This is a genomic window from Methylomonas sp. LW13 (genome assembly GCF_016865255.1).
Lineage (GTDB): Bacteria > Pseudomonadota > Gammaproteobacteria > Methylococcales > Methylomonadaceae > Methylomonas.
In genome coordinates this window covers 810,375-829,866 of the sequence record NZ_CP033381.1, presented here as the reverse complement: position 1 = coordinate 829,866, position 19,492 = coordinate 810,375, and the positions used below count along the sequence as shown (strand labels likewise).

The window sequence follows — 19,492 nt, the reverse complement described above, 5'->3', positions numbered from 1 at the left end:
CAATGGATATTTTTAATTCGAGCAAATACTTCAACCGCAGCCGCGTGTCGGCCATCACTCCGAAAATTTGTCGCAGTTACGACAATTTCACCTAAGTTTATACGGTTGTTGCCTTTCCACCCGCGCCGCAAAAACCTGCAAGCCATACAACATAAGGCCTGTAAGCAAATAAGCAAACTGGATTGAATTTTGCATTAACTAAGCATTACTTTTTATTTAGCTGGGGCCAACCATGTCAAATACGGTATTTTCCGAAATTCTAAGCGGTTTGTACGATAACCAAGTCATTCCCTATCTGGGGCCGGGAGCGGTGTTCGACGCCAAAAGCAAACTGACGCAAGAGCCGATGCCCGCCGACAGCGACAGCCTCATTTTGGCGATGAACGGCGGCAAACCGATGGCGCCGAAACTGATGTACGAGTTTCCGCGCGCAGCGATGAACCAGGAACTGAAGCGCGGCCGCAACTATGTATCGCAGTTTCTTGACAAAACCTACGGACAAATTCAATACACCCGCGCATCGATGCACGACTGGCTGAAAGAATGGCGGCCCAAGTATGTGATCGACATTAATCGGGATACCCAATTGCAAGACAGTTATGCCGACGAAGAACACACGCTAATCGTCGGCGTGGCCCGCATCGTCGCTACCGCCTTTCGCTTCAAAATTTATCATTACGACGGCAGCCAATATTTTGAGATTCCGCAGGAACAAGTCGATAGAAATCTGCCGATTTTGTTTAAACCGATGGGCACGCCAAAACCCGAAGCCAATTACATCGCCTCCGATGCCGACTATGTGGATTACATCACCGAGCTGATGGGCGGTTTCGCGATTCCGGACTTTTTAAAGGAGTACCGCAAAGGCAAAAAATACCTGTTGTTGGGTTTGCCGCTCAATCGCGATTCCGAGCGGATGGTGATGAGCGACATCACCTATGGCGCCGACGAACATAGAGGCTGGTTTTTAAGAAAAAACCCTACCGACAAGGAAAAACGCTTTAGTGCGAAAATGGGCTTTGAACTGATTAACGCCGACTGCCAGGATTTCCTGCAATCGGTGCAAGCTTCGGCTGTGGCTGCTTAAAAAATCCCGCAGCTCGGCCGGTGAGGACACGCGGCCGGGCTAAACGGTCGAATAGCTTCCGCGGGCGCCGTTTCGACCGTTTTCTTTAGCCAAATACAACTGCCGATCAGCCTCGTCCAGTAATTCGGACGGCAATTGTTGCAGCGCCGGCACCACCACCGCAAAACCGGCGCTAATCGTCACCCAAGGCGAAACGCTGGAGCGGGTATGTGAAATTTGCTGCGCTTCAACACGCCGGCACAGCAATTCGGATACGCGCTGCGCGCCTTCAATGTCGGTTTCCGGCATCAGCATCACAAACTCCTCCCCACCGTAACGCGCCACCAAATCGCCGGAGCGACTCACCGAAGCCGCCAATATGGTGGCCACCTGCCGCAGACAAATGTCGCCCGCGCCGTGGCCGTGGCAATCGTTATAAGCTTTAAAATAATCGACATCCACCATCACTAAAGCCAAGGGCAACTGATTGCGCTGCGCGCGCTTCCATTCGTTTTCCAAGACCTGATCGAAGCGCCGGCGATTGGGGATACCGGTGAGGCCATCCATCCAGGCCATCGCTTCCAACATGTCCGTCATCCGTTTCAGGCGGATATGATTGCGGATCCGCGCCTTAACCACCGGCAAATAAAACGGCTTGGTAATGTAGTCCATCGCCCCCAAATTCAGCCCGTATTCTTCGTTGGTCGCCGCGTTCATTGCCGTCACAAATATCACCGGGATTGCCGCAGTTTGCGGGTCGCTTTTCAGACGCCGGCAGACTTCATAACCGTCCATGCCCGGTATCATCACATCCAACAGGATCAAATCGGGCGGACCTTGCCGGTCGATGGCCTCCAGCGCCGCCTCGCCGCTGACCGCCACCTTGATGCGATACTCGTCGATCAAATTTTCAGCCAACACCTGAATGTTGGTCGGCGTATCGTCTACGATCAAAATCAAGGGCTTGGAGATCTCGGCAGTCATGACTATCCTCTGTTTTGTCGCTGTGACGCTATCAAGGCCAGCAACTCCGCCAAGGTCACTCTAGCCTGACCGTAGTCGATATTGCCGACCTGTTTTTCTATTTTTTTTATCAGTAGCCGGGTTTCCGGACAAGGTAGCGCGGCCTTCAATTGCTCGATCAAATCATTGGGGACAAAATCGCTACCTTCCAACAAGTCGCGCAACTGGCCGGCCAACTCGTCTGCCGCCGACCAATCGGCGGCTTGATTCTGTGGCTCGGCAACGGCACCCATAGCGGTGAAATCGGCAATCGTGTTCAGGGTGGCCGTCAGACTGGCCTCGCATGCGGGGAGGCTAGCGTCAAACGGCATACCGACATGCAAAGCTTCCTCCAAGTTCGCCGCGGCCCGGCTCAGTTCTACAGCGCCAAGCACGCCGGCTGCGCCCTTCAAATTGTGCAGCAAATCAACCGCCTGCTCGGTTTTTCCGGCGCCATGCAACGCTCTGAGGCGTTGCATGGTATCGGCAAATTTATCTCGAAAGCACTCGAACAAAAGTTGCAATTTATGGCTGTCCTCGCCAATCATAATCCGAATATACCCCATATCGAATCCAGGCAGCTCCCTGGATAGGCCGGAGACTATAGACTCCGGTTTCGGCGGCACCGGCTCGACCGACACACTTCGTTCGGACGGCTTTATCCAGCGCAACAGGGCAGCCATCAAAGTCTGCGGCAACACCGGCTTGCCTATATGATCGTTCATGCCGGCAGCGTAACAATCGTTGCGCTCACGCTCCTGCACCGCAGCCGTCATGGCAATGATGGGCAAATCGGCAAACCGCGCATCCTGGCGGATCAGCCGGGTCGCTTCGATACCGCTCATCTCCGGCATTTGTAAGTCCATCAGCACCGCGTCGTAACGATTTTTCCTGACCGCCTCCACCCCTTCCCGGCCGTTGTTAACTACAGTGACGCGCAAGCCGGAGCTTTCCAGATATTCCCTGGCTACCATTTGGTTAACCTCGTTATCCTCCACCAACAAAATGCGCGCCCCGCGTATCGAAGCGGCCATACCCGCCAACAGCGGCCGGCTTTGTTCATTGCCTTGCTCGGGATTGCCGCCCTGCAAGCGCGTCAAGGCTTCCAGCAAGGTGGATGGCATCACCGGCTTGACCAAAATATCATCGGGTACCGCATCGCCGGCCGCACTTAACAATTTCTCACGGCTGAAGGCGGTCACCATAATCACGACCGGGGCGTTGCGGATTTCGGTGCGGCGCACCATCTCCCGAATCTCCCTGGTGACCTGCACACCATCCAGACCGGGCATTTTCCAATCCAGCAACACCAATTCGAAGTCCCGATCAGCGTCGTTGGCGGCGCGCAGCGCTTCCAAGGCTTGTGCGCCGGATGCCGCTTCCTCGACCTGAAAGCCCCAGGCCAGCAAAATATCGCGCAACATCTGCCGGGAAATGTCCAAATCATCGACGATCAACACCCGCATGCTTTGCAGATGGCCGGGTATTTGTCGGGCTTTCTGCTCGGACGGAAACGGCAGCAGCAGCGTAAACTCGAATAGGCTGCCTTCGCCAAGCTGGCTCTGCACGGCTAAATTACCGCCCATCATTTCCACCAACCGCTTGCTGATGGTCAATCCCAGCCCGGTGCCGCCGAAGCGGCGAGTAATCGAACCGTCGGCCTGGGTAAAGGCATGAAACAAATGCTCGAGCTGCTCCGCAGACATGCCGATACCGGTATCACGTACCGAAAAACTCAAAGTGGAGTAGCCGTGGGTTTTTGCCAACTGGGAAACTTTGATATGAATTTCCCCGGCCTCGGTAAATTTCACCGCATTGCCAACCAGATTGTTCAATATTTGCCCCAAGCGCAACGCATCGCCAATCAAGCGCGGCGGCAAAGCGGAATCCAGTTCCAGCACCAGTTCCAAGCCTTTTTCCTCGGCGCGGACGATGAACAGATTCAGCACATTCTCCAGCACATCCTCCAAACTAAACGCTTCGGCCTGCAATTCCATGCGGCCGGCTTCGACCTTGGAATAATCGAGAATGTCGTTGGTAATCCCCAGCAAGGCCAGCGATGAGGTGTGAATTTTCCGCAGATAATCGCGCAGCTTGGGCGACAGATCGCTGTTCAAGGCCAAATCCGACAAACCGATGATCGCGTTCATCGGTGTGCGGATTTCATGACTCATATTTGCCAGGAACATACCTTTGGAACGCGAGGCCGCTTCCGCTTCGTCTTTGGCTTGCAATAATTCTTCGGTACGCTGCGCCACTTCGGCTTCCAGGCGGTCGCGATGCCCGGTAAGGGTTTCATCGCGCAATTGGATCTCGCCCAACATGGTATTAAACGCCTGCACCAAATCGCCAATCTCGTCTCGGTCGCGCTGCGTCACCCGCAAAGTGTAATTTTTATCCTCGGCGATAAGCCGCGCGGCCGTCGCCAACTCCTCTATCGGTCTGGAAATGATGCGCTGCAAGCGGATTGCCAACAGATAAACCAATATCAGCGCCAGCCCCGCCGCCCCCAAACTCTTGCCCAAATCGACCAGTTGATCGTTCCATTGCGCGGTGAAATCGGCTTGTAACAACACATAACCGACCAACTCGGTATTTTTGATCACCGGCGTGAATAGCTCGGCGCGCCGGCTCCAGAAGTTGGTGCGCAGTTCACGGAACGGCCGGCGAAAGTCACTGGGTACATCAATATTCGCCGTTCCCCGGCTCCATGAAGCGAGTACGCTGCCATCGACAGACACCATCCAGGCCGCATACAGCTCCGGCCGGTCTTTCAACGACTCCAGCAAACGGCTGGCTTCGGATTTATCGGCAAACACCAACGCGGCTTGGCCGTTTTCGGCCAACACGTCCGCCAAACTGGACAATTCGTGCAATACGCTGCGATAGCGGCTCACCACCGAGCTAACCACCATCACCGATAGACTGACGAACAGGCATACCGCACAACTGAACATGATGATGGACACCAGTTTGCGCCGTAGAGACCAGTCGGCAAAATTGGGCAAAACGCGCATCACACTATCTCCCGTAAACAATGGCGGCAATATTCAACAGTTGGCCGGGCAAATGCAGCCGGGCGTTACGAATCGGTTCCAGATTCACTTCAAATACCACCTTGTTTTCGCGAAACAGCAAGCTGATACCGCCGCCTTTTTCGGCAAAGTCGTCGATGTCGGATAGGGTCAGCACCGGCGCATCGCCTAGTGCTTTTAAGGTCACCACAAAGTGAGATTTCTCGGAGCTGCCGAGAAACAACAGATGGCAAGTAGTCAAGTCGGGATCGGTATTGCTATGTTGGACAAACCGCAAAATGCGTTCGCCGGCCTTGCGCCCGTCCAGGGCTTGCAACTCGCTGTCCAGCGCGCTATTGCCGACCACACAGAGCAAAATGTCCGCACCAGGCGGCAATACGTCGGCGGGCCATTCCACGAATTTGGCAAAATTGTAGAGATAGGCGGCTTTGATCTGCGCCTCCGACAGGCTGGCGGCCGGCAATACCTGCCAGCCTGGCACCACTAGGCAAAGACAGGCGAAAACCCATTGGCGCGCCAGATAGCGTCTGGATTGCGGCGCGAAAAAACGCGGGCGCAGATAGTTTTTGACAATACCCCGCATCACGCCCATCGCGTCAGCTAAACGTTTCTGTCCGGCCATTTCGGAATGTATGCGAGATCCTTTTTGCATCGGGTTTTGGTTAAGAACCGTCCGGGTAGCTTTACGACGATGTGGTTTGGCGGAAGCCGGCAATCAAGTTTGTGAAAGTAGAAACGCAAACCCCAGCAGTCCTGTCGGGGACCGGCTTGCGTTTCTATGCTTGATGTCGAATGATTGAATAGTTTAACCGCCTCGGCCGGGGCAACGGCAAAAACCGTTCAATTCTACGTAGGCATTTCCGGCGGAGGCACCGGCTACGCTGCACGCACCTTCCCAGTATGTAGGCCCCACCCAAAAAGTATGCTGCGCGTGTAATTCCTGGTCCAGCACCAAGGGCTGCACGGTAAATTTTTCGCCGCGCACCTCGACTTCCCAACCGGAAGGATAGGTACAGCCGGTATTCGGACTGACCCATTCGCCCAGCACGGTAACCGTAAATTCGTGTGCCGCCAGCGTGACGGTTTGCCCTTGGGCATCGGTAATCGAGCCGGATTTTTCGACCGACGTGTCGCTGCCCTTGAAGTCGAACAACATGATTTGCCGGTTGTCATCGAGTTCAATCGCAAACCATTGCCAACCCTGCAGAATGGCTTGATAGAGTTCGCCGTATTGTCTGTCGAACCAGCTGTTGCCGGTGACTTGAAAAGTCTGGCCGCCGATACTGATAGTGCCGGTAGTCGCCATTTTCGGCCGCGAGTAATAATAAGTGTAGCCGCCGAAACGGTAAGGATGGGGATCGCCGCCGTAATGCAAAGCCGGAGCCTGCGTGGCTTTCAGTTCCAGATCCAGCACATAATCGCCGACTTGCGCGTGCAAGCGGTCATGGCCGTCGCCGCCAACCGCCGTCACTTTATTGTCGGCGCCGGAAGTCAGGTTAAAGCCGTTGGGAATGCGCTTGGGCAGATGGAATTCAACGAACTCTTCGAACGAGAAACGTTGACCATTCACATCGGTCACCGCCGCCTGCACCAGCTGATCGCGAAAAATCACCAAACTATCGAACGAGAAAAACACGATTTCGAAGCCGAAGCGGCGGCCGTCGTCGGTGAACAAATGCCCGGTCCAATACCACCACTGCACTTGTTCACTGGGTAAAAACGCATCGTCGGCCGGTAATTCGACCGGGCCGATCAACCCGCGGCGCGGCAGGAACAAACACGCGAGCACGGTTAATACTAACAACAGCCAAGGCAATAAAGGCGGCTTCAGCAGGCCGACAATCAACACAATCCCGGCAATAATCCAGGGCAATTTTTTCCAGAGCTTACGCATGGTCGATACTCTTTACGGGTTGAAAAATCAAAAGCGCCAGCTGAGTTTGCCGTAGATCGAGCGCGGGACTTCCACCGCGCTACTCGGCAAGGACAGCGCGGATGAGTCTTTATATTCCGGATGGCTGGGCGAGAACAGGTTTTGGGCGATGACGGCAAACTCCACACCGTTATAGGGTTCGTAAGCCAGTCTGGCGTCGAAGGTGGTGTAGGCCGGTACGGCCTGGCTGTTGGAATGCAAGCGGCCGACATGCCTGAGGGTAAAGTCCAACTTGATTTTTTCCGGCAAATCCATCTGCCAGCGCAAAGAGCCGCGATGGCGAGGACTCAGACCGGCGATATCCGGATTGAGCGGGTCCTGGGGGATTTCCATTTTCAAATGGCTGTAATTGCCGCTGAAGCGCATCCAATCCAACACATGCCATTCGCTGGCAATCTCGATGCCGCGTGTGGTGAAGTCTTGCTGGGCGTTACTCCAGATCAAAGACTGGGTCAGCCCCACCAACTCGCCGCGGCGGAACATCACCAAGTCGGAATAATGATTGCTGAAGGCGGTAATGTCGGTGGAGAATTTTTCGGTCCACTGGGTGCGGTAACCGATTTCGGCGGCAAAGATTTTTTCTGCGCGTAGCTTGGGGTCGGGCTGCGCGATGACCTGGATCTGATCAAAAGGCGCCGGCAAACCTGTCGGTACGCCGCCCAGCCCCACGTTGGCCTGCGCTTCGCCGCGCGCCGGGGTGCGCGACGCCCTGGAAACCGAGGCCCATACCGAATGCACTTGGTCCGGCGTCCACATTAAACGGGCGTTGGGCTGCACTTGCGTGTTACCGAAATGGCTTTCTTCCAATTTGGTACCCAGCGTCAGGCGCAGAGTGTTGTCGATCAACGTGATGTCGTCTTGTACGAACACGCTGCCGTTGTGGTAACCCAAGCTGTTGGGTGTGAAGGCGATAGCCGAAGTGTTGACCGTGGTACTGTGAATGAATCGGTAACTGGCGCCCCACATCAAATCGTGGTCGGCATTGGGATGCAGGCGATGCTGAAAATCGATGTCCACCATGTCCTGACTGTCGGACAACGCTGCGGCACTGAAAGCGACCCGGTCGTAATAGCCTTGCAGCATAAATTCCGAACCGTCGCTGAAATTACCTTCCCAACGCGCCAGCAGGTTAGCACCGTCGGCATGGTCGTCGAAATTGAACTCGCGGTTAAACGGCGGCAGCACCGTTTGCGGCGTGACGGTATTGCCTATGGTCTTGCGGTAAACATCGCCTTGTATCGTGTAACGGCTGTCGTTGGAGATCCGGTCATCGATACGAAAACCGCCCTGCACCGAGCGCCAATCGTCGTGCAGTCTGTCTCCGGCCGCATTAACAAAAGTATCGCGTTCAAAAGTTTTGGCGTACACCCGGTAACTGCCGTCGTCGCCGATACGGCCACCGTGCCGGTAACCGGCAAAGCCGCGCTCCTGATTGCCGCCACCGGCCACGAACAAATTGCCTTGGGTGTCCTTGGCTTTCTTGGTAATGATATTGATCACCCCGTTTACCGCGTTGGCGCCCCACATCACCGCACCCGGTCCGCGTATCACCTCGATACGCTCGATGTCTTCCATCAGGGTGTCCTGCAAATCCCAGAACACCCCGGAAAATAAGGGCGTATAAACACTGCGGCCGTCCATCAGTACCAGCAATTTATTGGCATAACGGCTATTGAAGCCACGCGCGGTAACCGCCCAGACACTGGCGTTAATTTGCGCGACCTCAAGACCGGGCGCCAAACGCAGTGCGTCGGGAATACTGGTGGCCCCGGAACGGCGAATGTCTTCCTGACTGATCACGAACGCCGCCGCCGCGGTATCGGATACGGTCTGCGATTTTCTGGACGCCGAGGACACTTCCATTTGCATCAGTTCGTTGATGGAAAAAGCTTCGATATCCGGCGCGTTATCGGCCACCGCGCTACCGAAGATATTGACGTTAAGCGCCACACCGAACAGGAACAGATTTAATCGATTCGTCGCTTGTGTTTGATACCGGCCAGTCAGCCATATCGTTGATTTCATTTTTTTTATTATTTTGAGGTGACAACTATTTTGACGAGGAGGGCCGTCGGCTATCCATCCAGCGATACCTTCTCCGGCAAACCGTTTATCAAGATAGTCGCTAAATGCCGATAAGGCGTCCGCAACGCGCCAACATCGACAAATTCATTGCGTTTTTTGAGGGCTATCACATTTCATGCGGAGGAATTGCGCACCAGCGACAAGTAATCGGCTCGGCGCTAAGGCAGCGCAATTTGCAGCCGATCCGTAAAAGTGAGTGGTAATCCTTACCGAACTATGGAAGTACCCTTGATTTGTACGTAGACGGCCATACCTGGCTGCACATCTAACAACATCGCCGATTTTTGGGTGATATGCGCCAATAAAACCTCGTCGCCGACCGCCAATTGCACCACCGTTTGGCCTTGCCCCATTTCGCTGAGCGCCAGCACCCTGGCCGGCAGAATATTCAGGATGCTGGAGGCTTCCGGCGGTTGCAGGGTAATACTGACGTCGCGGGCGTAAATTCTGATTCTCACCGGGCTACCGACCGGCATGTCCAAATACGGCAAACTCAAGCTGCCGCCGGCGAATTCGGCATGGCTGAGATGATACTCGGCTTCGTGGCTGATCAACTTGCCCTGCCAGACGCTGGCCGCTTGCCGATCCAAAGCCATGGGGCCGTCCAGCCGAGTCAGGGTTTCCGCCAGCGGCCCGCAGGCCAATGCTTTGCCGGCGGCCATTACCAGCAGGTGGTCTGCGAGTTGATTGACCTCCTGCAAAGAGTGGGTGACGTACAGAATCGGGATTTGCAGATTCTGATGCAAGCCGGTCAGGTAAGGCAGGATGTCCTGCTTGCGTTGCTCATCCAGCGCGGCCAGCGGCTCATCCATCAACAACACATCCGGACTGGCGGCCAAGGCCCTGGCTATCGCTACCCGTTGCCGTTCGCCGCCGGATAAGCGGTCCGGCAAACGCTCCAGCAACGGTCCTATCGCCAGTAATTCAATCGCTTGCTCCAGGGAAAACAGCCTATCTTTAGTTCGCAAGCGCCGCACGGCGTAATCCAGATTGCCGCGCACCGAAAGATGCGGAAACAGGTTGGCTTCTTGAAACACATAGGCCAAATTACGGCGATGGGTGGGCAGGAAAAAATCGTGTTCACTGTCTTGCCAAAGCGTTGCGCCGATTTTCAAAAAGCCCTGCGTCGGCCGTTCCAAGCCGGCGATACAACGCAACAAGGTGGTCTTGCCGGAACCGGAATGCCCGAACAGCACCGTCACGCCGCTGGCGGGCAATTGCAAATCCACATCCAAAGCAAATTGGTCGTAAGCCAGGCGCAAGCGGGCCTGAATGCTGGGCACTTGGGACATAGTCATTTCAAGGATTGCGTCAGGGTTTGGGTTTGTTGGCTGTTGTACAGCAACAGTAGCACCAAGAAAGAGAAGATCAGCAAGCCGCCAGCCAGCCAATGTGCCTGACCGTATTCCAAGGCTTCGACATGATTGTAAATTTGCACGGATACCACGCGGGTTTTGTCGGGAATATTCCCGCCCACCATCAATACCACGCCGAATTCGCCGACGGTATGGGTAAAACCCAGCACCCCGGCGGTTAAAAACCCCGGTTTCGCCAAAGGCAGCGCCACGCTGAAAAATCGATCCAGCGGCCCGGCTCCCAAAGTTGCGGCGGCTTCCAGCGGCGCATCGCCCATCGCCACGAAGGCGTTCTGCAAAGGCTGCACCACAAACGGCAACGAATACAACACCGACGCCACCACCAAACCACCAAAGCTGAACGGTAAAGTGCCGATACCCAGCCATTGGGTAAATTTTCCCACCAGCCCAGCCGGCCCCATCAACACCAATAGGTAAAAACCCAATACCGTCGGCGGCAATACCAGCGGCAATGCCACCACGCTATTGATGACGCCTTTCCAGCGCGAACGGCTGCGCGCCAACTTCCACGCCAGCGGTGTGCCCAGCAATAACAACAGCAGGGTGGCCAGACTGGCCACGCGAAAAGTCAAAAACAAGGTATCGAGATCGGCGGCGTTTAGCATGCAGGCTTGGTCTGAGTGACGGGAAAATCGCTACTAGGCGACACATCTGCCGTCTATTTTCGCTAATCGGACGGGTAGAACGCCAGCGAAATACACATTGGCTTTTAGAAAAACTGCTGGTACGACGGGTATCGGCAAAATAGGCGCTGCTTGGTCAGCGCCTGGCCTGTTTGCTAATCAAGCCCTATTGATCAAGGCTATGCCGTTCAGGCTGAGCTTATCGAAGCGTAGGCTGGTGCGCCCTTCGACAAGCTCAGTACCCTCAGGAACATCAAAGCGACCTTAACAACCAGGGCTTACTTTCCAATAATCTGCAAACGGTTTTCCAGCTTGGCCGCCACCAAGGCATCGTAATGCCGTTGCAGCATCGAATCGGTTGGCCGCGGAAACAAGGTTGCCTCAATCTCGCTTTGCAATTGCGTCAAAAAATGCCGCTTGAGGACCGAATCCTCGGGCAGTCCCGGCGCTGAACCACTGACATCGCCTGCTGCTTTACTAGCGCCGCTGGATTTAACGGACTTTGCATAAGCCGACAGCATGCAACCCAAGGGCGCGAACGCGCAGGCCGCCACAATCAACATAATCAAACCGACCCATATCACTTCACTCATCTCATCACCTTAATGACATTGCCAAAAAATCGGCGACAGGCTTTGGCACGCACCTGACGCCCTCTTGAAAATCCCAATGGTTTTCAATTGACCCGCAGCAATATCAATGCCATGGAACACCACGCCCGCAAGCCTGGAAACACAAGGACTTTCAGGTATGTGTCACAGTTTGTATGTATTGTTTTGAGACAGTGATGCGACAAGATTGCAACATTCGGAAAACATTGTCAGCAATACAATGGCAGAAGTTTTGCCTATTGCCCAATCGTTGCAGTACCTGATCACCGATCAGTTTCAGCCCTTCCGTTTGCGCCGGGTTGCGGCTTTTTGCCGCCAGCGGATCACCCCGGTTACGAATAGCACCGGGCAGGCTAGTCCGGTAATAAACACCAAAATCCGCCCGGTCATGCCGAAGGCCTGGCCGGAATGCAACGGCCACTGCCAATGAGTAAAAATTTCGCCGGCCGTGGCGGTCAGCAGGCTGGGGTCGTCCAGATCCAGAATCTTGCCGCTGTAACGGTCGATCACCGTGCAGCGGCGTTGCAAAATACTGCCGGGTGCATCGACGCCGTCCTGGCACACCGTATAGGTTTTAGTCGGTTCCGCAGCCCCATAAATCCAGTGCGGCCGGCCTTGCGGATACTGCTTAAAGGCAATCGCCACCGCCTGATCCATACCGATGGCCGGAGCATTTGGATAAGGCGGTTGGGATTGAAACCAGTAGCGGTAAGTCACCGGCGAGAACAGTTCCAGCACCGGCACCACGTTGTGCGGCAGCACCATGTAAATCCCTGAGAACAGAACCGGCAACATCACCAGCAAGGTGTAAAAACCGCTGGTTTTATGCAGATCGTAATTGAAGCGCACTTTACCGGCCTTGGCCTTGAAGGTTAATGCGTTGCGCCAATGGCCGGTCAACGGCCACCAGACGATCAGGCCGGTCAAGGTGGAGACGATCAGCAGCGCCGCCGAGACGCCAACGATGACGGCGCTGATGTCCTCGGACGGAATCAACAAGGCGTAGTGCAACTCGAACACGCAATCGATGAAGGTTGCCGGCAACCAATCGCCGGAGCGGGTCAGCAACATTTTTCCGGTGATTTGCGCCGTATAGGGATTGACGCCGACGATCCAGCGTTCGTTTTCGGTATCGGTGGTTGGAAATTGGTAACGCAGTTTGAAGGCGGCCTCCGCATTGCGCGGATATACCGAAAAAATATGTTTGGCGTTCGGCGGCATCACGGTTTTGCCGGCGGCAAAGATTTCGGCCAGCGGCCGATACTGTGCACCAGCCGGTTGTTCAACCACCAATAATTCGGGATGCAGCCATTCGTCGATCTCGGCGTAAAAAACCAGAAAGCTGCCGGTAATCCCGTAAATCGACAGCAAAAATCCCAAGCTCAAACCCAGCCACAAATGCACGTCCAGCCAGCGTTTGCGGCGGGCTTTCAGGCGGGACAAGGCTGGATTGTGCGGATTCGCCGGAATGGTCGAGCGCGATTGTTGAGGGACGGCAGTCATGGCGATAGCGAAAAGGTCACGTAAAGGGTGCGAAAACAAAAGGCGTCGATACCTGAATAAGACGTTTAGGCCCCGGAAAATCCCAGTCCCATTTTGCCAGGCCAGCGTAGGTTGGGGTGATTAAAGGAACCCCAACACAACAACCTCAAAACCATCCTCCAGCTATCGGCAACAGAACATCAACGATACCGGTAATTTAGAGGCCAAAAATGTTGGGGTTCGTTACCTCACCCCAACGTGACCCATAGAACGGTCTAATACTCCAACTTGATCGAGCCCATGACCGCCAACGGCTCGGCGGGTAGATTGGTGCGGCGCGAGCGCAGCACGTAATACTCAGCATCGTTGACGTTGTTGATGTTGACCTGGGTGGTCAAATTCATGCCGCCCAGTTTGCGCTTGTAGGCCGCCATCAAATCCAGCCGAGCATAGGATCTGTCGAAATAGCTGTTCGCGGCATCGCCGTAACGGCGTCCGGAAACATAAACCCCGGCACCGACACTAAAGCCTTTCAGCATGTCGCCGTCGAAGTCATACTTCAACCAAGCGCTGCCCTGATGGTTGGGCGCAAAAGGCATACGGTTGCCGATGTTGGCTGGTGTCCCCGTGTCGTCGATGACCTTGGCGTTGGTGTAAGCGTAGGTGCCGATGACACTCAAGCCCTCGTACAGCTGACCTTGTACGTCCAGTTCGACGCCTTTACTGCTGCCCTTAACCGGCACTTGCGCATAGATCACATCGCTGTTGGGATCTTGGAAAAATTGGGTTCTTTCCAGGTCGAAGTAAGCCACGCTGGCGTTGAATTTGCCGTCGAAAAATTGAGTTTTTACCCCGCCCTCGAACTGGGTGGCATCGAATAGATCGTACAACTTGGCGCCGCCGTTGTCGTAATCGTTGGCCGGACCGAACGACTCGGTGAAACTGCCGAACAACGACAGCCAGTTGACCGGCTGGTAAACGATACCGACCCGGGGACTGACCACATCGTCGTTACGCGCGTCCTTGCCGTCCGGCGCCCACCAGCTCAGGTCTTGCATCCTATCCACCCAGTCATAGCGGAAGCCGCCCATAATGTGCAGCTTGTCCCAAAGCGTCATTTGATCCTGAAAGTAAATGGCCTTTGAGGTGTTCTCGGTAGCGATGACGTCGTTGTAAGACGCACTCCGGATTCGGCTTACCTGAGCGTCGGTAACGGCCGCAATATTCGGGTTAAAGATGTTGATCGTGTCGACGCCGCCGCTGGCAACCTCGTATTTCAATTGACTGTTGTAGTACTCGCCGCCGAGCAACAGTTTATGCTTGATGCCGTAGGTTTCGAAGTCGAACGTGCCGTTTACCCAGGCGGTCAGTGACTCGGCGTTTTCCGGGCTAAACCAGTAATTGCGCGACACGTTGCCGAAGGCGTTGCCGGGGGTTTCGTTGACGCGGCCGGTATAGAAACCCTGCCAATACTTTTGATACTGCGACGACACCACGCCGGCGTTTAGCTTGACCTGGTCGTTGACGCGGTGGTCGATTCTGAAATCGACCAAATTGTTGGTCGTGGAATTTCTTAAATCCGAACGGCCGACGAAGGTTCTGGAAATGGGAATTCTGGCCAATTGGTTGCCGACCGCGGGCACACCGTAGTCATAGGCGTTGTTCTCGTCGAAGTATTCATAGGATAAGGTGAACTTGGTGTCCGCCGTGGCTTCCCAACTCAGGGTAGGCGCGAAAAAGATCCGGTCATTACCCATGTTTTGCCGGAACGAACCGGTATCCAGATACGACATGTCCAACCGGTAATTCAGGCCGGCTTCCTTGCTGATCGGACCGGTTGCGCTGGCTTCGGTACGATAGAAATCGTAGGAGCCGAAGCGTTGTTCCAGCGAATAGTAGGGCGTCGAGCTGGGCTGCTTGGTCACGGTACTGATCAAGCCGCCGGGATCGCCGAAGCCGAACAGCATGGCCGATGCGCCTTTAATCACTTCCACGCGCTCGACGTTGGCCAGATCGAATTTAGTAAACGGTATGCGGATGCCGTTGCGATAGTTGACGGTGCTTTGCAGAAAACCACGCATCACGAATTGTTCGTGGTCGCCGCCATACGAATGGTAAGACTGCACGCCGCTGACATTCTTGATGGCGTCCTGTAAGCGGTAGGATTGTTGATCGTGCAGCACCGCCTTGTTGACGACTTGAATGGAGGCAGGCGTCTCCATGATGGGTGTGTCGGTTTTGGTCGCCAGCGCCGTGTTGGTGCGGGTATAACTCAAGTTGTAGGGATCATCGGAGTTGAGATCGGTTTTGCCAACGACCGTCACAGCCGGCATCGTTGCAGCCGATTGCGGCTCCAACTCGGCCGTATTTTGCAGCGTGACGGTGTTACCGCTACTGAATCGATAACTAATCCCCGACCCGGACAGTAAGCATTTCAATGCGCCTTCCAGCGAATACTGTCCGCTAGCGCCTTGCGAGTCGATACCCTTGACCAACTCCGAGTTGTAAACAAACTGCACGCCGGACTGTTCGGCCAACGCGCTCAGTGCGGAATACAAGGGCTGCGCAGCGATGTTGTAGGTGCGACTTTCGCTAGTGGCGCTGGGGCTTTCGGCCTGAGCTGTCGGCAGCGTCGCAGCGCTTATCAAGCTCAGACAAAGCGGCAATGCACCGATGGTCGATGAGCCTTTAGTTTGAGCTGTTCGCGTCCGGCTTGGGTTTCCGGTTTTTCTCATGATGTGTCCTCAGTTTGAGTGGGTTTTAGCTGAGAACGATTGGCGGCTGGCTGAGCCGTACTAAAGGATGTGTGACAAATTGTCGCAGGCAGCAAAGCGGGCCATCAGGACTGCAAAAACACCAGCGGCCCGGCGTGGATGACTTTAACCGGCAAGGTCTGTTGCAGGGCTTCCAGCCAGGCATCGATTTGCTGGATGTCGACGGCGATGTTGACTTCCCGCTCCGCCAGCCTGTCGTCCAATAAACGGATTTGGCTGCGCCGGTAGCGGTTGATTTCGGCGATAACCTGTTTTAACGGTACGAAATTCATCAACAAGCGGCCGCGGCGCCAGGCGTCGGCGTTGCTTAATTCGACTGCTTGCGGCACGCCCAACATCTCGGTATTGAAGCTTAGTTGTTGGCCGGGTTGCAGTGTGGCGCTATCGGCTTGCGCACCGTGCGCGGACGGCCTGCTACTGCGGACTTTGCCTTGCAATAGCGTAACCGCGCCGGTTTGGCCGTCGTAACGGACGATGAAGCGGGTGCCTAACGCTTCTGTCGACGTAGCACCGGATACGACCCGAAACGACTTGTGCTCGTCATGCGCCACGTCAAATTCGGCCTCGCCGCGCAGCAATTCAATGCGTCGCTCATTGGCATTGATTGATACATCGATGGCGGTATCGGTATTCAGATGGGCGATACTGCCGTCGGCCAGCGTAATTGAGGTCTGCTCACCGATCCGGGTACGGTAGTCTGCCAGCGGATGTTGCAAGTAATCCGGATAAAAACTACTCATCACGCACAGCAGCAGCGCAGCGGCCGCAGCCAAGCCCAATCCGCGCTTTAGCCTACGCCCTCGCCGCTGCCTTATCGCCAGCGCGCGACGGTGTTGCCGATCAGCGAGTAGCGGCCGCGGCAGGTGTTGCCAAAGGGTCTCGACATCACGATAGGCTTGCTCGTGTTCGGGGGTTTGCGACCGCCAGTTTTCGAACTCAGTCAATACCGTGTCATCGGCAGCACCGGACTTTAGGCGCACGTGCCAGGCAACGGCTTGTTGCTGCAAAGCTGCTCGGCGAGTTGAAGAAGTTTCGTTCATTACGGTGTTGTTTGGAGCGGGATATTTACTATAACGATCCAAGGCGCTTAAATCCACACTAAGTACATTGGCTATCAACAGCCTGCCGGCAGTGCAGCAACGCTTTTGCCAGCTGTTTTTCCACCCAACTGGTCGAGATTTTCAGTTGCTTGGCAATCTCAATATGGCTTAAGCCCTCGATACGGCTTAAATATAAAATCTCGGCGCATTGATCAGGCAAATCGGCCAGTGCCAGCTGAATGTGCTGCAATTGATCTTGCGCTTCCGCCGTTCGTTCCGGCGCTGCCGAAGCGTCGATGTCGGTTTCGTCGCCCAGATATTGATCAAGCAATTCACAACGGCGTTTTTGCGTGCGCAGATGATCGAGAGATAGATTGGATGCCACTTTAAACAGCCAGGCCTGGACTTCGGTCTCACTGGCGGGAGGTGGCTTCAGCAGCGTCAATCTCAAAAAAATGTCTTGAATCAAATCGGCCGCAGTGTCGTCGCACCGAATGCGCTGCTGCAAAAAACGCTGGATTTGCGGGCGGGTACTTAAAAAAATTCGGTAAATATCGTGGTCTGAAAATGCCATGCGCGAAGCCAGGCCATGCTGGAGTTAATCGTGGCATTTGGCGCAGCAAAGTTTACGCCATGACGGAACTCAAAGACTTAACCGCCTGAAAATATGAGATTTTCGTTCGTTCGAAAAAATCAGAGCTTTGTTAGCATTCATAAAACTGTGTGAAATGCCGCAGCTATCTCGGCATTTCACACAGCTTTGTTTTCCGTTAGCCCGAAACACTTAATCCGAAAACGGAATAAGTTTGGCGCTACCGCATCATGACACATTGTTAACAGAAACCGAGGGAGTCGCAGTTATGACTGACACTCCGGCATCAAGGAACTGCGCCAGTACTGGTCTTCCTTCTCGAACAAGCGGCGGCTTTCTTCCGGCCCCCAGGAACCAGCCGGATAGGTGGCGATGTAGTCCCGCTCGGTGACCCAATTTTGCAAAATCGGATCGACGATGCGCCAGGCGTATTCCACTTCGTCGAAACGCAAAAATAATGAACGGTCGCCTTTCATCACATCCAACAACAAATCTTCGTAGGCATCCACGCGGCGTTCGTCGGGATTGCGAAAGCTGGCGTCCAGGCTGGTGGTGCGGGTACGCATTTCTAAGCCCGGCTCCTTGACGGTCATTTCGATGCGGATGCATTCTTCCGGCTGAATCCCCAGCAATATCCAGTTCGGCGTCATGCACTGCACATGGGTATCCCGGAAAAACTGAAACGGCGGGTGGCGAAAGCAGATCGAAATCGAGGATTGGCCCTTGGCCATACGCTTGCCGGTGCGCAGATAAAACGGCACGCCGCGCCAGCGCCAGTTATCGATCAACAATTTCATTGCCGCATAGGTTTCGGTACTGCTGTCAGCGGGAATATTGGCTTCCTCCAGGTAACCGCCCACTTTTTGACCTTCGATATTGCCGCGGGCATATTGGCCGCGAAAGGCATGCGCATGCACAGCCGATTTCGGGATCGGCCGAATGGACTTCAGCACTTTGACTTTTTCGTCGCGCAGCGATTCGGCATCCATGGACACCGGCGGCTCCATCGCCACCAAGGTCAAAAGCTGTAACAGGTGACTTTGCAGCATGTCGCGCATGGCCCCGGCGCTGTCGTAATACTCGCCGCGGCTGCCAATGCCCAGCTCTTCGGAGTGGGTGATCTGCACATGGTCGATGTAATTGCGATTCCACAAGGGCTCCAGCATGACGTTGGCGAAACGAAACACCAAGACGTTCTGCACCATGCCCTTACCCAGATAATGGTCGATGCGGTAAATCTGGTCTTCGCTTAAATAGCGGCTCAGACGTTTTTGCAAGGCCTGTGCACTCTCCAGATCGTAACCAAATGGCTTTTCGATCACGACTCGTCGCCAGCCGTATTCTTCGTTCAGCAGCTCCACTTGGCTCAAAGACTCGATGACGTTGCCGAAATCGCTGGGACCGATGGCCAGATAGAAGGCCATATTGCGGGAAAATCGCGGCTGAGCGTTTAGCGTTTCCGCCAGAGTTTTATAGCATTCCGGTTGATCGAGATCGCCGCGATGATAATCCAGCCGTTCGCTAAACCGATTGAATACGGCCTCGTCCAGCGGCGTATTGGCCTGCTCAAGTAGCAAGGCCTTCACTTCGGCCAGCCAGGTTGCTCTATCCCAGGGACGGCGGCCCACCGCCAGGATACGTGTGCCTTCCGGCAGTTTTTTTTCCAATTCCAGATGATAGAAGCCCGGCATGAGCTTCAAGCGCGCCAAATTGCCGGTAGCACCGAAAATGACGTAAGTGCAGGGGTCTGTATTCATAAAAGCCACCTTGTCTTTACTTTGCAATATAGGGTGCAGTTTGCATCATTTGCGCGGGCGCGTCGAACGCCAAAGCGCCGCAGCCGATAAAAGCGGCCAAATTAGAGCCACGCGAG

Annotated in this window: 14 protein-coding genes; 1 reads left to right on the top strand and 13 read right to left on the bottom strand. The window is 54.9% G+C overall.

Annotated features, from left to right (window positions below; all coding sequences use genetic code 11):
* Positions 1 to 232: 232 nt before the first annotated feature.
* Positions 233 to 1,087 carry an SIR2 family protein gene (locus JL719_RS03610; protein WP_033156019.1) on the top strand — a complete coding sequence of 285 codons (855 nt, stop codon included), beginning with the start codon at positions 233 to 235 and terminating at the stop codon, positions 1,085 to 1,087.
* A gap of 39 nt (positions 1,088 to 1,126) precedes the next feature.
* Here the strand turns inward: JL719_RS03610 and JL719_RS03605 are convergent, their stop codons facing one another.
* The 13 genes from JL719_RS03605 to zwf form a co-directional block, all read right to left on the bottom strand.
* Entirely contained in the window at positions 1,127 to 2,050 is a 924-nt protein-coding gene (locus tag JL719_RS03605; protein WP_033156018.1) for a diguanylate cyclase domain-containing protein, read from the bottom strand.
* Between the two features lie 2 nt (positions 2,051 to 2,052).
* Positions 2,053 to 5,085: a hybrid sensor histidine kinase/response regulator gene (locus JL719_RS03600; protein WP_033156017.1), complete on the bottom strand. Its 3,033-nt coding sequence runs from the start codon at positions 5,083 to 5,085 to the stop codon at positions 2,053 to 2,055.
* Between the two features lie 4 nt (positions 5,086 to 5,089).
* A complete protein-coding gene (locus JL719_RS03595) occupies positions 5,090 to 5,755 on the bottom strand; it encodes a YfiR family protein (protein ID WP_225893008.1) in 666 nt (221 codons plus the stop codon).
* Positions 5,756 to 5,908: 153 nt separating this feature from the next.
* Positions 5,909 to 6,997 carry a lipocalin-like domain-containing protein gene (locus tag JL719_RS03590; protein WP_033156015.1) on the bottom strand — a complete coding sequence of 363 codons (1,089 nt, stop codon included), beginning with the start codon at positions 6,995 to 6,997 and terminating at the stop codon, positions 5,909 to 5,911.
* A gap of 27 nt (positions 6,998 to 7,024) precedes the next feature.
* Positions 7,025 to 9,061, bottom strand: a complete 2,037-nt coding sequence (locus JL719_RS03585) for a TonB-dependent receptor plug domain-containing protein (protein ID WP_225893006.1) — start codon at positions 9,059 to 9,061, stop codon at positions 7,025 to 7,027.
* 266 nt (positions 9,062 to 9,327) lie between these two features.
* Positions 9,328 to 10,404, bottom strand: a complete 1,077-nt coding sequence (gene modC, locus JL719_RS03580; protein WP_373276518.1) for a molybdenum ABC transporter ATP-binding protein — start codon at positions 10,402 to 10,404, stop codon at positions 9,328 to 9,330.
* Positions 10,405 to 10,415: 11 nt separating this feature from the next.
* Positions 10,416 to 11,102, bottom strand: coding sequence for a molybdate ABC transporter permease subunit (modB, locus tag JL719_RS03575; RefSeq protein ID WP_033156013.1), 687 nt, complete (start codon positions 11,100 to 11,102; stop codon positions 10,416 to 10,418).
* 296 nt (positions 11,103 to 11,398) lie between these two features.
* Positions 11,399 to 11,713 carry a hypothetical protein gene (locus JL719_RS03570; protein ID WP_033156012.1) on the bottom strand — a complete coding sequence of 105 codons (315 nt, stop codon included), beginning with the start codon at positions 11,711 to 11,713 and terminating at the stop codon, positions 11,399 to 11,401.
* Positions 11,714 to 12,007: 294 nt separating this feature from the next.
* On the bottom strand, positions 12,008 to 13,234 hold the full coding sequence (locus JL719_RS03565; protein ID WP_051669813.1) for a PepSY-associated TM helix domain-containing protein: 1,227 nt from the start codon (positions 13,232 to 13,234) through the stop codon (positions 12,008 to 12,010).
* A gap of 254 nt (positions 13,235 to 13,488) precedes the next feature.
* Positions 13,489 to 15,948, bottom strand: coding sequence for a TonB-dependent siderophore receptor (locus JL719_RS03560; protein ID WP_033156011.1), 2,460 nt, complete (start codon positions 15,946 to 15,948; stop codon positions 13,489 to 13,491).
* A gap of 104 nt (positions 15,949 to 16,052) precedes the next feature.
* Positions 16,053 to 17,027, bottom strand: coding sequence for a FecR family protein (locus JL719_RS03555; protein ID WP_033156159.1), 975 nt, complete (start codon positions 17,025 to 17,027; stop codon positions 16,053 to 16,055).
* A gap of 58 nt (positions 17,028 to 17,085) precedes the next feature.
* Complete coding sequence (locus tag JL719_RS03550; protein WP_033156010.1) at positions 17,086 to 17,601, bottom strand: RNA polymerase sigma factor; 516 nt, start codon at positions 17,599 to 17,601, stop codon at positions 17,086 to 17,088.
* A gap of 284 nt (positions 17,602 to 17,885) precedes the next feature.
* The gene (gene zwf / locus JL719_RS03545) at positions 17,886 to 19,376 is read right to left on the bottom strand and encodes a glucose-6-phosphate dehydrogenase (RefSeq protein WP_033156158.1); all 1,491 of its coding nucleotides are present in this window, start codon (positions 19,374 to 19,376) and stop codon (positions 17,886 to 17,888) included.
* Positions 19,377 to 19,492: the final 116 nt, after the last annotated feature.

What these genes read in the sequence shown, in the direction of transcription:
- JL719_RS03610 (WP_033156019.1), top strand. Translation starts at nt 233, where the DNA reads ATGTCAAATACGGTATTTTCCGAAATTCTAAGCGGTTTGTACGATAAC.
- JL719_RS03605 (WP_033156018.1), bottom strand. Translation starts at nt 2,050, where the DNA reads ATGACTGCCGAGATCTCCAAGCCCTTGATTTTGATCGTAGACGATACG.
- JL719_RS03600 (WP_033156017.1), bottom strand. Translation starts at nt 5,085, where the DNA reads ATGCGCGTTTTGCCCAATTTTGCCGACTGGTCTCTACGGCGCAAACTG.
- JL719_RS03595 (WP_225893008.1), bottom strand. Translation starts at nt 5,755, where the DNA reads ATGCAAAAAGGATCTCGCATACATTCCGAAATGGCCGGACAGAAACGT.
- JL719_RS03590 (WP_033156015.1), bottom strand. Translation starts at nt 6,997, where the DNA reads ATGCGTAAGCTCTGGAAAAAATTGCCCTGGATTATTGCCGGGATTGTG.
- JL719_RS03585 (WP_225893006.1), bottom strand. Translation starts at nt 9,061, where the DNA reads ATGAAATCAACGATATGGCTGACTGGCCGGTATCAAACACAAGCGACG.
- modB (WP_033156013.1), bottom strand. Translation starts at nt 11,102, where the DNA reads ATGCTAAACGCCGCCGATCTCGATACCTTGTTTTTGACTTTTCGCGTG.
- JL719_RS03570 (WP_033156012.1), bottom strand. Translation starts at nt 11,713, where the DNA reads ATGAGTGAAGTGATATGGGTCGGTTTGATTATGTTGATTGTGGCGGCC.
- JL719_RS03565 (WP_051669813.1), bottom strand. Translation starts at nt 13,234, where the DNA reads ATGACTGCCGTCCCTCAACAATCGCGCTCGACCATTCCGGCGAATCCG.
- JL719_RS03560 (WP_033156011.1), bottom strand. Translation starts at nt 15,948, where the DNA reads ATGAGAAAAACCGGAAACCCAAGCCGGACGCGAACAGCTCAAACTAAA.
- JL719_RS03555 (WP_033156159.1), bottom strand. Translation starts at nt 17,027, where the DNA reads ATGAACGAAACTTCTTCAACTCGCCGAGCAGCTTTGCAGCAACAAGCC.
- JL719_RS03550 (WP_033156010.1), bottom strand. Translation starts at nt 17,601, where the DNA reads ATGGCATTTTCAGACCACGATATTTACCGAATTTTTTTAAGTACCCGC.
- zwf (WP_033156158.1), bottom strand. Translation starts at nt 19,376, where the DNA reads ATGAATACAGACCCCTGCACTTACGTCATTTTCGGTGCTACCGGCAAT.